Here is a 12,923-nt window from a genome sequence, read left to right as displayed (position 1 = left end):
GGAGAAGGATGACATGCGTATCAGTACCCAGATGATGTACGAACAAAATATGAGCGGCATCACTAATTCTCAGGCCGAATGGATGAAGCTGGGCGAGCAGATGTCTACCGGTAAGCGCGTTACCAACCCATCTGACGATCCGATCGCCGCGTCGCAGGCGGTAGTACTCTCTCAGGCGCAGGCGCAGAATAGCCAGTACGCCCTGGCGCGTACGTTTGCCACCCAAAAAGTGTCGCTGGAAGAAAGCGTACTCAGTCAGGTGACGACGGCGATTCAAACCGCGCAGGAAAAAATCGTCTATGCCGGAAACGGCACGTTAAGCGACGATGACCGCGCGTCGCTGGCGACGGATTTACAGGGCATCCGCGATCAGCTGATGAACCTGGCAAACAGCACTGACGGCAATGGTCGCTATATCTTTGCCGGGTATAAAACGGAAGCGGCGCCATTCGACCAGGCGACAGGTGGTTATCATGGCGGCGAGAAAAGTGTTACCCAGCAGGTGGATTCCGCACGCACGATGGTAATTGGCCATACGGGAGCGCAAATTTTTAATAGCATCACTAGCAATGCGGTGCCGGAACCGGATGGCTCGGACTCCGAAAAGAATCTGTTTGTCATGCTCGATACGGCAATTGCCGCGCTCAAGACCCCGGTGGAAGGCAATGACGTGGAAAAAGAAAAAGCCGCTGCCGCCATTGATAAAACCAATCGCGGCTTAAAAAATTCGCTTAATAACGTCCTGACCGTTCGTGCGGAACTGGGAACGCAACTGAGCGAACTCAGTACGCTGGATTCACTGGGAAGCGACCGTGCGCTGGGACAGAAGTTGCAGATGAGCAACCTGGTAGATGTGGACTGGAACTCGGTCATTTCCTCCTACGTAATGCAACAGGCGGCATTACAGGCGTCCTATAAAACGTTTACCGACATGCAGGGAATGTCGCTTTTCCAGTTGAACCGGTAACGCCTCTTTTTGAAACATATCACGAAACTGGATATGTTTTGTCTGCCCGCGCCATCCACCCCGGCGCGGGCATTTTTTTAGTCGTCATTGAGTTAGTGGTCATATTGTCGCGCCCGTAGCGTCGCCATCCGTACGTATTATCCCGCCCGATCTCATAAACGCCTGGAGTGACTAAAAGACGCCATGGGGTGAGGCATCGCCCTGTAAGGGGCATAAAAAAGCCGACCTGGCGGTCGGCTTTGTATCAGCATTTACATCATTCTACCGGCTGTGGGCGTGTCGCCGGGGCGCTGGCGTGACGTGTGGCGCTGTGTCCGCCTGCTGCGCCTTTACCTTCAAAGTGGAAGGAAGGGCGCTGCCAGTCGCTATGGTGCGGGGTTTCCGGCACATATTCCGGCGCTGGCGCACGCGTCATCGGCGCGCTGGCGTGGTTATGATCGTCAACGCAGACAACGTCCTGCGGTTTTTCCACCACCTGGGCCGGTGCGATAACGGTTTCTTCTGCCGTGTGCTCCACAACAGCCGCTTCCGCTTTTGTCTCTTCTTCTGGCTCGACAACGACAACATCAGCTACGTCTTCAGCCACCGTAATGGACGCGTCGGCGGTTTCTGCTACCGGTTCGGCGTCAGCAATAACCTCTTGCGCCACCGGCGTATCGCTTTCGGCAATCAGTTGCGGCTGTTCATCAACCGGCGCGGCAATGACTTCCGGATGCGTTGTCTCGACCTCGACGACTTCCGACGTCTGTGGTTCGGCGACGGTCTGCGGCTCAACGGCAACGTTTTCTACCGCCTGTACTGACGCTTGTGGTTCGAGCGCTACGGTCGCAGCGATAACCTGCTGTTCAGCGACAACCGGTTGTGGCAGCGCCAGATCTGCTTCACGCTGCTCTTCAACAACCTGCGTTTCCTGAGGACGGACAATCGGGTAGCGGATCCAGACTTTACCGGACGCCATTTCCGGCGACGCGCAGGCGACGGTTAACGGCATCGGCGATTGTGTCGGGTAGCGCTCGTCACGATAGCGACGGCGACGCTGACCGCTTACGCGCAGGTGGCGCGGAGAACGGCGGGAGCGACGCGGCATACCGGTATTATCGCGAGGTTCTACGCTATCATCCTGCTCCGGCGCGATATCGGCGACGACAGGTAAATCAACTTTCGCCAGCTCGGTACGCGGCGCTGGAACGGGCTGTTCAACGTTTTCAACCGGGCGTGGTTCGTCGACGACGACCGGCGTGTCAACCGTTTCAACCACTGCGCTGTTGGTAAAGCGGACTTTCTGATTAAGCTGGCGCTGCTTGCGGCGCGGCTGAACCTGCTGAACGCGTTCTTCCTGCTCGGTCTCCTGGACAGGTTGTTCTTCGCGGTTAAGCGCTTTTACTTCCTGCTGCGCCTGGCGCTTGTCATCATTGCGGCGGCGGCTGCGTTCGCGACGCGGCGTCTGTTGCTGCTCATCGCCGGTTTTCACTTTTTCCGCCGTTTCCTGCTGGCGGGTATCGCGCGCTTCCGCATTTTGCTGCTGCGTCTGGCGACGGTTACGACGATTATCGTCGCGGCTCTCGCCGCCGTCACGTCCGGCACGGTTATCACGGGTGTCGCGGCGTTCGTTACGATCGCGACGGTTGTTCTGCCGTGGCTTGCGACGATCCTGCTGACGCTCCGCTTTTTCTTCCGCTTTCGGCGCGGCTGTTTCGACGGCTTTCGTTTCTTCACCGCTGAACAGTTGTTTCAGCGCGTTAAGGAAGCGGCTAAACAGACCCGGCTGGGCAGGCTGCGCGACGGCAACATTATCCTTTTTCGCCGTGGCGACGCTAACCGCCGGTTCGACAGGCGTCGGCGCCGGAGGCACATCTGGCATAGCGAATGTCGCCAGCGCAGGCTGTTCCGGGCGTTTACGCTCGGCGTACTCTTCTTCAGAAGGCAGCGCCATCGCTTCTTCGTGCAGCTTCGGCAGCATGTAGCTCAGGGTCGGCGTTTCTTCCCCTTTGCGTACGCGCAGCACGGAATAGTGCGGCGTTTCCATCTGATCGTTCGGGACGATGACACAGCGGACGCCATCCTGACGCGTCTCAATAGCGTTAACTGCCGTCCGTTTTTCGTTAAGCAGATAAGAGGCGATCGGCACCGGAACAATGGCATGGACTTCCTGCGTATTCTCTTTCAGCGCTTCTTCTTCAATCAGGCGCAGAATGGACAGCGACAGAGATTCGTTATCGCGCACGGTGCCGGTACCGCTACAGCGCGGACACACGTGATGGCTGGATTCGCCCAGCGACGGGCTCAGGCGCTGACGCGACATTTCGAGCAGGCCGAAGCGGGAAATATGGCTAATCTGAATACGCGCCCGGTCCTGACGCACCGCTTCACGCAGACGGTTTTCTACCGCGCGCTGGTGACGTACCGGCGTCATATCGATAAAGTCGATAACGATCAGGCCGCCCAGGTCGCGCAGACGCAACTGGCGGGCAATCTCATCGGCCGCTTCCAGGTTGGTATTGAACGCGGTTTCTTCGATATCGCCGCCGCGAGTCGCGCGGGCGGAGTTGATATCGATGGCGGTTAACGCTTCGGTACTGTCAATGACGATGGAGCCGCCGGAGGGCAGGCGCACTTCACGCTGGAACGCTGACTCGATCTGCGATTCGATCTGGTAATGGCTGAACAACGGGATTTCACCGGTGTACAGCTTAATTTTGCTGCTAAAATCCGGGCGGCCCAACGCGGCGATATGCTGACGCGCCATTTCCATCACTTTTGGATTGTCGATCAGGATTTCACCGATATCCTGACGCAGATAGTCGCGAAACGCGCGTACGATGACGTTGCTTTCCTGATGGATCAGGAAAGGCGCGGGACGGCTTTCAGCGGCTTTCTGAATGGCCTCCCAGTGTTTCAGGCGGAAGCTTAAATCCCACTGCAACGCTTCGGCGGATTTACCCACGCCCGCGGTACGCACGATAAGCCCCATCCCTTCAGGAAGTTCCAGGCTGGCCAACGCTTCTTTTAACTCGGTACGATCGTCGCCTTCAATGCGACGGGAGATACCACCCGCGCGCGGGTTATTCGGCATCAGTACCAGGTAGCTGCCCGCCAGACTGATAAAGGTGGTTAACGCCGCGCCTTTGTTGCCGCGCTCTTCTTTATCGATTTGAACAATGACTTCCTGGCCTTCGCGTAACACGTCTTTAATGTTCGGGCGACCATGAGCGCTGTAGTTAGCGGGGAAATATTCGCGGGCAATTTCTTTTAACGGGAGGAAACCGTGGCGTTCTGCGCCGTAATCAACAAAAGCCGCTTCCAGGCTCGGTTCAATACGGGTAATTTTGCCTTTATAGATGTTCGCTTTTTTCTGCTCGTGTCCGGGGCTTTCTATATCCAGATCGTACAGACGCTGCCCATCTACAAGGGCGACGCGCAACTCTTCCTGCTGAGTCGCGTTGATTAACATTCTTTTCATCGTAACTTACTCATTATTCTTACGTTGACGACTAAGCTGCGGGCATGGTGACGCCTTACCGGGCATGAACCGATGGCCTCGTGACTATTTCGCGTCGCCAACCTCACGGTTATCGTCAGCTCAAAGAGGCGCAGAGTGTCGGTTGCCTGTATTTCATACGGAAACACAGCGCAATTATCAGGGAAGCAGCCTGGGCATTACTCTCCAGAGAAGATCCTATCTACCGGTAAGGACTGCAACCCGCAGCCCGCTAACTGTCTGAAAAATCAATACGTCTTACGCCATTGCTGCGTTGATGATCGGTCAGACAAAATGGGTTATTCCGCTAAACTTTTTGTTTTAACAAGTTTCGGTGCGGAAACCGCATCATTATTCCACTGCTAACCTTGTTATAGCAAGATGACTTTTACCATTTATCACCCGCTTACTCACAGTTTTTTCACCAGCGTGAGCCAATCGCTTTAATAACCAGCAAAACCGCAGTGAAAAATGTTCATCCACTGGCGTAGACGTCTCTATAAGCATAGAAAAATGTGTGGCGCGAATCTCACAGGCTATTTAGAATCGCCCCCCATGAAAACAGAAACGCCATCCGTAAAAATTGTTGCTATCGCCGCTGACGAAGCGGGGCAACGCATTGATAACTTTTTGCGCACCCAACTGAAAGGGGTACCAAAAAGTATGATTTATCGCATCTTGCGTAAAGGCGAGGTGCGGGTGAACAAAAAACGCATTAAACCGGAATACAAACTGGAAGCGGGCGATGAAGTCCGCATTCCGCCGGTTCGCGTTGCTGAACGCGAAGAAGAGGCCGTGTCGCCGCATTTGCAAAAAGTGGCGGCGTTGGCGGACGTCATTTTGTATGAAGACGACCATATTCTGGTGCTGAATAAGCCTTCCGGCACCGCCGTACACGGCGGGAGCGGGTTAAGTTTCGGCGTCATCGAAGGGCTGCGGGCATTGCGCCCGGAAGCGCGATTCCTGGAACTGGTGCATCGTCTTGACCGCGATACCTCCGGCGTGCTGTTGGTGGCGAAAAAACGCTCCGCGCTGCGTTCGCTGCATGAGCAACTGCGCGAAAAGGGAATGCAGAAAGATTATCTGGCGCTGGTGCGCGGCCAGTGGCAATCGCACGTTAAAACCGTACAGGCGCCATTATTAAAGAACATTCTGCAAAGCGGCGAACGCATTGTTCGCGTGAGCCAGGAAGGCAAACCGTCAGAAACGCGCTTCAAGGTGGAAGAGCGCTATGCCTTCGCCACGCTGGTGCGCTGTAGCCCGGTCACGGGCCGTACGCATCAGATTCGCGTACATACCCAATATGCCGGTCACCCTATTGCGTTCGACGATCGCTACGGCGACCGTGAGTTTGATCAACAGCTTACCGAAGCGGGAACCGGTCTTAAACGTCTCTTTCTGCACGCCGCGGCGCTGAAGTTCACGCATCCGGGAACGGGCGACGTCATGCGCATTGAAGCGCCAATGGATAACGCCCTGAAGCGCTGTCTACAGGTGCTGCGTAACGCAAAATAGTTCCTCTCTCGGGCAGGTTATCTGCCCGAATCTCACTTTTCTCATAATATTTTTGTTTTGCTGTATCCGACGCATTTTTACCGTTGTGTACTGTTTATTCTTGCGATCCGGATTTCGGCGTGTTTAAGGACGAACAGATGGCCAATACTAGCTGGATGCGCTCATTTACTCAGCGTTGGGGAAAATACGTTATCGTGCCGTTCGTTATCGCGATGCTGACCGGTTGCGAAGGGAAGGGCGATAGTTCACGACGGGCTTTCGTTGAGTATTTGAATACGCAAGTCATTACGTCTCCCGTGGTGGGCGTCTGTGAGTTGACGCCAGCCCAACGTCAGGCTTTTGGTCATTACGCCGATGACTACGATGTACTATTAGCTGCCTACGGGCAAATCTTTGCTGTGGTGTATGAGACCGGCCAGGAGGATAAGATCACCGGTGTTATCCAGTCTGAGCGTGATAATCTGGTTTTCCTGAACGAGCTACGTGTGGCTCGTGACGTAAACAATCGATTTATCCTTCGGTTGAAAAATGTGAGTAGTGAAAACAGAAAAAAATATTCTGCTTTAAAGCTCCCCTCTGATGTGAAGCCTGTCTTTGACGCTGCGTGGAATAAAACCGTAACACCGCTGGATGAGACGATGACTCGCTATTATTTTCTGCGCGGAAAGCGGCTCGACCAGCTGGTCGCAATGGGCGAGTTTCTGCAAAAACAGGGAAATAAAGTCCGCTTTGAAACGGATGGAAAAGCGGTTTTTGTAGACCTGGCAGCAAAAGAACACTTTCAGGATCAAAAATTTAATTTTTTCATTACGCAGAATGATATAAACCATCTTACTCAGCAGATGGTTGAATTTATACATAGTCAACAAGATGCGGCTGACGCTGGCGGCGTTAATTAAAGGAATGTGTCGTGAGGTGAAGCAATGTTCGGGGGAGGGCGTAAACTCATCGCGAGATGGAATTTAACGAGTCGCAAAGGGAAGGTTTCAGGACAGTAAACGTCCTGAGAGTTGTTCGCGAGAATAAGTTCGTAAGCCGCTTTTGACGCCGTAGAGCGCGTCAGGCGAGTATTGAGAACATGTGTTTTTACAAAACTGAACTGAGATGGGGAATTCATTAACGCGCACGTATACCGCTGTTGATACCCTATGGGATAAAACGCACCGTACATCGGTTCGTAATGCCAATGCTTTTTTTCTGGTCGGTGAATGGATTGACCAGGAAACGGGCCCGCACGAAGAGAGTGAAGATCGGCAGGCGCTAAATTGTTCACAACAAGCGCTTTCCAGTTGGTTAGAACTGGAAGCGGTCGAAACTGCTCCCCAATAAACGGGAGATAACTACCAACACGTGCAGAAACGGCTTTTAGGGGTATTTGAAAAGCCTACAGAGTAGGCCGTTTACTGCTGTAGCGGGTTGAAGCCCTCCCGTCGCAGCATCTGGCACAGGGCAATAAGCGGCAAGCCGATCAGCGTGTTCGGATCACGACCCTCTAAGCGCTCAAATAATGCAATGCCTAAACCTTCGCTTTTAAAACTTCCCGCGCAGTGCAGCGGATGCTCTTTACGGACATAGTCGTCTATTTCCGCTTCGCTTAAATGGCGAAAATGAACGTCAAAAGGCTCCACTTCGGTTTGTAATTGCCCGGAGGCGGAGTTATACAGTGCCAGTCCGGTATAAAACGTCACAATATTTCCGCTGGCTTTGGCTAATTGCTGACGCGCTTTTTCTTCCGTCAGCGGTTTGCCGGTGATTTCGCCGTCCAGAACACAAATTTGGTCGGAGCCAATAATCAAATGATTCGGGAAACGCGCGGCGAGCGATTGCGCCTTCGCCTGCGCCAGCCGCAGCACCAACTGACGCGGCGCTTCGCCCGGCATGGGGGTTTCATCAACATCCGGCGCGGCGCATTCGAAAGGAATCGTCAGCTTTTCCAGCAGCGCGCGACGCCAGGGAGAGGTAGACGCAAGGATGAGACGGGGCATATTTTTTCCCTCAGATATAGCGTAATGATGAGAGCCATCTTAAACTATGCTCTTCGGTCTTCAAGCCTGTCATACTGACTCGTCTTGAGCGAAAATAAGTCTGTAACCCGCAATGTGTGCGAATTATTGGCAAAAGGCAACCGCAGGCTGCCTTTTTCTTTGACTATATGACGTTACGAAGTTAATATGCGCGCCCTATGCAAAAGGTAAAATTACCCCTGACTCTTGATCCGGTTCGTACCGCTCAAAAACGCCTTGATTACCAGGGTATCTATACCCCCGATCAGGTTGAGCGCGTTGCCGAATCTGTAGTCAGTGTGGACAGTGATGTGGAATGCTCCATGTCGTTCGCTATCGATAACCAGCGTCTCGCCGTTTTAACCGGCGATGCGGTCGTTACGGTGTCGCTCGAATGCCAGCGTTGCGGGAAACCGTTTACCCATCAGGTTCACACAACGTATTGTTTTAGCCCTGTCCGTTCCGACGAGCAGGCTGAAGCACTGCCGGAAGCGTATGAGCCGATTGAGGTAAACGAATTCGGCGAAATCGATCTGCTGGCGACGGTTGAAGATGAAATCATCCTCGCCTTGCCGGTAGTTCCGGTGCATGATTCTGAACACTGTGAAGTGTCCGAGGCGGACATGGTCTTTGGCGAACTGCCTGATGAAGCGCAAAAGCCAAACCCATTTGCCGTATTAGCCAGCTTAAAGCGTAAGTAATAGGTCTTCCCCGCGGACGCAGGGATAAACCGTAATTGAGGAGTAAGGTCCATGGCCGTACAACAGAATAAACCAACCCGTTCCAAACGTGGCATGCGTCGTTCCCATGACGCTCTGACCGCAGTCACCAGCCTGTCTGTAGACAAAACTTCTGGTGAAAAACACCTGCGTCACCACATCACTGCCGACGGTTACTACCGCGGCCGTAAGGTCATCGCTAAGTAATCGCGCGATACTCGATGCCTTTTGCATCACAGGCGTGCCTGTGGTGTAAAAGCCGAAGAGTACAAGCGTGATAAAGCTTAGTGAGGATTTCTCCGCGTAAGCGGAGAACACCGAACCAGGCAGCGACGATACCTTGACACGTCTAACCCTGGCGTTAGATGTCATGGGGGGCGATTTTGGTCCTTCCGTGACGGTGCCTGCAGCATTGCAGGCACTGAACGCTAATTCGCAGCTCACTCTTCTTTTAGTCGGGAATCCCGATATTATCACGCCATTACTTGCCAAAGCTGACTTTGAACAACGTTCGCGTCTGCAGATTATCCCTGCACAGTCAGTTGTTGCCAGTGATGCCCGGCCTTCGCAGGCGATCCGCGCCAGTCGCGGGACATCCATGCGTGTGGCCCTGGAGCTTGTGAAAGAAGGCCGAGCCGAAGCTTGCGTTAGCGCCGGTAATACCGGGGCGCTGATGGGGCTGGCGAAATTATTGCTCAAGCCTCTTGAGGGGATTGAGCGTCCGGCGTTGGTGACGGTATTACCGCACCAGCAAAAGGGCAAAACGGTAGTGCTTGATTTGGGGGCCAACGTCGACTGCGACAGTACCATGCTGGTGCAGTTTGCCGTGATGGGCGCCGTTTTGGCGGAAGAGGTCGTCGGGATCAAAAATCCCCGCGTGGCGCTACTCAATATCGGGGAAGAAGAAACCAAAGGCCTCGACAGTATTCGCGAAGCCTCTTTAATGTTAAAAACAGTCCCAACCATCAATTACATCGGCTACCTTGAGGCGAATGAGTTACTGACGGGAAAAACCGATGTACTGGTGTGTGACGGCTTTACAGGCAATGTCACACTTAAAACGATGGAGGGGGTTGTCAGAATGTTCCTTTCACTGCTGAAATCACAGGGCGAGGGGAAAAAACGGTCGTGGTGGCTGCTGTTATTAAAACGTTGGTTACAAAAAAGCCTGACGAGGCGATTCAGTCACCTCAACCCCGACCAGTATAATGGCGCCTGTCTGTTAGGATTGCGCGGCACGGTGATAAAAAGTCATGGTGCGGCCAATCAGCGAGCATTTGCAGTCGCGATTGAACAGGCAGTGCAGGCGGTGCAGCGACAAGTTCCTCAGCGAATTGCCGCTCGCCTGGAATCTGTATACCCAGCCGGATTTGAACCGCTGGACGATGGCAAAGGCGTAAACCTGCGGGCGCACAGATAATAATCGCTGTCTCCCCGGCGCCGCCAGCGTGCCAGACGTTTACAGGTAACGGTATATAACCGAAAAGTGACTGAGCGTACATGTATACGAAGATTATTGGTACTGGCAGCTATCTGCCTGAACAAGTGCGGACTAACGCCGATCTGGAAAAAATGGTTGAGACCTCTGACGAGTGGATTGTCACTCGTACAGGTATTCGTGAACGCCATATCGCCGCGCCTAATGAAACTGTCGCGACGATGGGCTTTACCGCTGCGAATCGCGCGATTGAGATGGCGGGGATCGATAAAGACCAAATTGGCTTGATTGTGGTAGCTACCACATCAGCAACGCATGCATTTCCAAGCGCGGCATGTCAGATTCAAAGTATGCTCGGTATTAAAGGTTGCCCGGCGTTTGATGTCGCGGCAGCGTGCGCAGGTTTCACCTACGCGTTAAGCATCGCCGACCAGTACGTTAAATCCGGCGCGGTTAAACACGCGCTGGTGGTCGGCTCCGATGTATTAGCCCGCACTTGCGATCCTGGCGATCGCGGTACGATCATTATTTTCGGCGATGGCGCAGGCGCGGCCGTACTGAGCGCTTCTGAAGAGCCGGGTATTATCTCCACTCATCTTCATGCCGATGGCCGTTACGGTGAATTACTGACCCTGCCGAATGCCGATCGCGTAAATCCGGATAACCCGATTTACCTGACGATGGCGGGTAATGAAGTCTTTAAAGTGGCGGTCACTGAACTGGCGCATATTGTCGATGAGACGCTGGCGGCTAATAACCTGGATCGCTCAGAACTCGATTGGCTGGTGCCGCATCAGGCTAACCTGCGTATCATTAGCGCGACAGCGAAAAAACTCGGCATGTCGATGGACAATGTCGTCGTCACGCTGGACAGGCACGGCAATACCTCCGCGGCTTCTGTGCCGTGCGCGCTGGATGAAGCCGTGCGTGACGGGCGAATTAAAGCCGGTCAGCTGGTATTGCTTGAAGCCTTCGGGGGTGGATTCACCTGGGGCTCCGCGCTGATTCGTTTCTAGTATAAGGATTTAAACATGACGCAATTTGCATTTGTGTTCCCCGGTCAGGGTTCTCAGAGCGTTGGGATGTTGGCCGAGATGGCGGCAAATTACCCTATCGTAGAAGAAACGTTTGCTGAAGCTTCTGCGGCTCTGGGATATGATCTGTGGGCGCTCACCCAGCAAGGTCCAGCGGAAGAACTGAATAAAACCTGGCAGACGCAGCCGGCGTTATTAACCGCTTCCGTCGCGCTTTGGCGCGTTTGGCAGCAGCAGGGCGGTAAAATGCCTGCGTTAATGGCAGGTCACAGCCTGGGCGAATATTCCGCGCTGGTTTGCGCTGGCGTCATCAACTTTGCTGATGCCGTTCGTCTGGTGGAAATGCGCGGTAAATTCATGCAGGAAGCGGTTCCGGAAGGTACTGGCGGCATGTCTGCGATCATCGGGCTGGATGATGCCTCTATTGCTAAAGCCTGTGAAGAATCTGCCGAAGGGCAGGTTGTTTCACCGGTTAACTTTAACTCGCCGGGACAGGTGGTTATCGCCGGGCATAAAGAGGCGGTAGAACGCGCAGGCGCAGCCTGTAAAGCCGCTGGCGCGAAACGCGCGCTGCCGCTGCCGGTGAGCGTACCGTCGCACTGCGCGCTGATGAAACCAGCGGCAGATAAGCTGGCGGTTGAATTAGCCAAAATTACCTTTAACGTGCCAACGGTGCCGGTAGTAAACAACGTTGACGTGAAATGTGAAACCGATGCCGCCGCTATCCGCGATGCGCTGGTTCGCCAGTTGTACAATCCGGTACAGTGGACGAAGAGCGTGGAATTTATCGCGGCGCAGGGCGTTGAACATCTTTATGAAGTGGGTCCAGGTAAAGTCCTCACTGGTCTGACGAAACGTATTGTCGACACCCTGACAGCGTCGGCGCTGAACGAGCCGGCGGCGCTGTCTGCGGCACTTACGCAATAAAAGAGGAAAACCATGAGCTTTGAAGGAAAGATTGCGCTGGTGACTGGTGCAAGCCGTGGCATAGGCCGCGCAATTGCAGAGACTCTCGTTGCCCGCGGCGCGAAAGTTATCGGGACTGCGACCAGTGAAAATGGTGCGAAGAACATTAGCGACTATTTAGGTGCTAACGGGAAAGGTTTGATGTTGAATGTGACCGATCCTGCATCTATTGAATCTGTTCTGGAAAATATTCGCGCAGAATTTGGTGAAGTGGATATCCTGGTTAATAATGCCGGTATCACTCGTGATAATCTGTTGATGCGAATGAAAGATGATGAGTGGAACGATATTATCGAAACCAACTTATCATCCGTTTTCCGCCTGTCAAAAGCGGTAATGCGCGCTATGATGAAAAAGCGTTGTGGTCGCATTATCACTATTGGTTCTGTGGTTGGTACCATGGGAAATGCAGGTCAGGCAAACTACGCTGCGGCGAAAGCGGGCCTGATCGGTTTCAGTAAATCACTGGCGCGTGAAGTTGCGTCCCGTGGTATTACTGTCAATGTTGTGGCTCCGGGTTTTATTGAAACGGACATGACGCGTGCGCTGTCTGACGATCAGCGTGCGGGTATCCTGGCGCAGGTGCCTGCGGGTCGCCTCGGCGGCGCTCAGGAAATCGCCAGTGCGGTTGCATTTTTAGCCTCTGACGAAGCGAGTTACATCACTGGTGAGACTCTGCACGTCAACGGCGGAATGTACATGGTTTAATCACGATTGAAAAATATTTGCGTTATTAGGGCGAAAGGCCGCAAAATAACGTAAAATCGTGGTAAGACCTGCCGGGATTTAGTTGCAAATTTTTC

General features: G+C 53.7%; 12 protein-coding genes. 10 read left to right on the top strand and 2 right to left on the bottom strand.

Annotated elements, in window-relative coordinates; genetic code table 11:
• The first annotated feature begins 13 nt into the window (after positions 1–13).
• Complete coding sequence (flgL, locus tag J4617_RS05430; protein WP_001223032.1) at positions 14–967, top strand: flagellar hook-associated protein FlgL; 954 nt, start codon at positions 14–16, stop codon at positions 965–967.
• A 256-nt stretch (positions 968–1,223) separates the two neighbouring features.
• Here the strand turns inward: flgL and rne are convergent, their stop codons facing one another.
• Positions 1,224–4,427 (bottom strand): ribonuclease E, encoded by a 3,204-nt coding sequence (rne, locus tag J4617_RS05425; RefSeq protein WP_000827476.1) that lies wholly within the window; start codon positions 4,425–4,427, stop codon positions 1,224–1,226.
• A gap of 573 nt (positions 4,428–5,000) precedes the next feature.
• Here rne and rluC point away from each other — a divergent pair.
• The 3 genes from rluC (at position 5,001) to J4617_RS05410 (ending at position 7,289) form a co-directional block, all read left to right on the top strand.
• Positions 5,001–5,960, top strand: coding sequence for a 23S rRNA pseudouridine(955/2504/2580) synthase RluC (gene rluC / locus J4617_RS05420; protein WP_000846314.1), 960 nt, complete (start codon positions 5,001–5,003; stop codon positions 5,958–5,960).
• Between the two features lie 155 nt (positions 5,961–6,115).
• The gene (locus J4617_RS05415) at positions 6,116–6,859 is read left to right on the top strand and encodes a DUF3053 domain-containing protein (protein WP_077905581.1); all 744 of its coding nucleotides are present in this window, start codon (positions 6,116–6,118) and stop codon (positions 6,857–6,859) included.
• A gap of 205 nt (positions 6,860–7,064) precedes the next feature.
• Entirely contained in the window at positions 7,065–7,289 is a 225-nt protein-coding gene (locus J4617_RS05410; protein WP_000528428.1) for a hypothetical protein, read from the top strand.
• Between the two features lie 71 nt (positions 7,290–7,360).
• Here the strand turns inward: J4617_RS05410 and J4617_RS05405 are convergent, their stop codons facing one another.
• Positions 7,361–7,945 carry a nucleoside triphosphate pyrophosphatase gene (locus J4617_RS05405; RefSeq protein WP_001137607.1) on the bottom strand — a complete coding sequence of 195 codons (585 nt, stop codon included), beginning with the start codon at positions 7,943–7,945 and terminating at the stop codon, positions 7,361–7,363.
• Positions 7,946–8,142: 197 nt separating this feature from the next.
• On the opposite strand from J4617_RS05405, the gene yceD reads away from it, so the two are divergent.
• From yceD to fabG, 6 genes are all read left to right on the top strand, one after another.
• Positions 8,143–8,664 (top strand): 23S rRNA accumulation protein YceD, encoded by a 522-nt coding sequence (yceD, locus tag J4617_RS05400; protein WP_001174492.1) that lies wholly within the window; start codon positions 8,143–8,145, stop codon positions 8,662–8,664.
• 51 nt (positions 8,665–8,715) lie between these two features.
• A complete protein-coding gene (rpmF, locus tag J4617_RS05395; RefSeq protein WP_000290727.1) occupies positions 8,716–8,889 on the top strand; it encodes a 50S ribosomal protein L32 in 174 nt (57 codons plus the stop codon).
• A 133-nt stretch (positions 8,890–9,022) separates the two neighbouring features.
• Positions 9,023–10,102 (top strand): phosphate acyltransferase PlsX, encoded by a 1,080-nt coding sequence (gene plsX / locus J4617_RS05390; RefSeq protein WP_001532250.1) that lies wholly within the window; start codon positions 9,023–9,025, stop codon positions 10,100–10,102.
• Positions 10,103–10,182: 80 nt separating this feature from the next.
• Entirely contained in the window at positions 10,183–11,136 is a 954-nt protein-coding gene (fabH, locus tag J4617_RS05385) for a beta-ketoacyl-ACP synthase III (protein ID WP_000288148.1), read from the top strand.
• A 15-nt stretch (positions 11,137–11,151) separates the two neighbouring features.
• Positions 11,152–12,081: an ACP S-malonyltransferase gene (gene fabD, locus J4617_RS05380; RefSeq protein ID WP_000191342.1), complete on the top strand. Its 930-nt coding sequence runs from the start codon at positions 11,152–11,154 to the stop codon at positions 12,079–12,081.
• Positions 12,082–12,093: 12 nt separating this feature from the next.
• A complete protein-coding gene (gene fabG, locus J4617_RS05375) occupies positions 12,094–12,828 on the top strand; it encodes a 3-oxoacyl-ACP reductase FabG (RefSeq protein WP_000007236.1) in 735 nt (244 codons plus the stop codon).
• Positions 12,829–12,923 lie beyond the last annotated feature (95 nt).

The organism is Salmonella sp. 32010601201800023SM, assembly GCF_017572235.1.
Lineage (GTDB): Bacteria > Pseudomonadota > Gammaproteobacteria > Enterobacterales > Enterobacteriaceae > Salmonella > Salmonella enterica.
The sequence above is the reverse complement of the archived record's forward strand: the minus strand, read 5'-3'. Positions and strand labels throughout refer to the sequence as shown.

Coding starts and splice junctions, on each gene's coding strand:
- rpmF (WP_000290727.1), top strand. CDS start 8,716: ATGGCCGTACAACAGAATAAACCAACCCGTTCCAAACGTGGCATGCGT.
- rne (WP_000827476.1), bottom strand. CDS start 4,427: ATGAAAAGAATGTTAATCAACGCGACTCAGCAGGAAGAGTTGCGCGTC.
- rluC (WP_000846314.1), top strand. CDS start 5,001: ATGAAAACAGAAACGCCATCCGTAAAAATTGTTGCTATCGCCGCTGAC.
- fabD (WP_000191342.1), top strand. CDS start 11,152: ATGACGCAATTTGCATTTGTGTTCCCCGGTCAGGGTTCTCAGAGCGTT.
- J4617_RS05410 (WP_000528428.1), top strand. CDS start 7,065: ATGGGGAATTCATTAACGCGCACGTATACCGCTGTTGATACCCTATGG.
- fabH (WP_000288148.1), top strand. CDS start 10,183: ATGTATACGAAGATTATTGGTACTGGCAGCTATCTGCCTGAACAAGTG.
- flgL (WP_001223032.1), top strand. CDS start 14: ATGCGTATCAGTACCCAGATGATGTACGAACAAAATATGAGCGGCATC.
- fabG (WP_000007236.1), top strand. CDS start 12,094: ATGAGCTTTGAAGGAAAGATTGCGCTGGTGACTGGTGCAAGCCGTGGC.
- yceD (WP_001174492.1), top strand. CDS start 8,143: ATGCAAAAGGTAAAATTACCCCTGACTCTTGATCCGGTTCGTACCGCT.
- J4617_RS05405 (WP_001137607.1), bottom strand. CDS start 7,945: ATGCCCCGTCTCATCCTTGCGTCTACCTCTCCCTGGCGTCGCGCGCTG.
- J4617_RS05415 (WP_077905581.1), top strand. CDS start 6,116: ATGCGCTCATTTACTCAGCGTTGGGGAAAATACGTTATCGTGCCGTTC.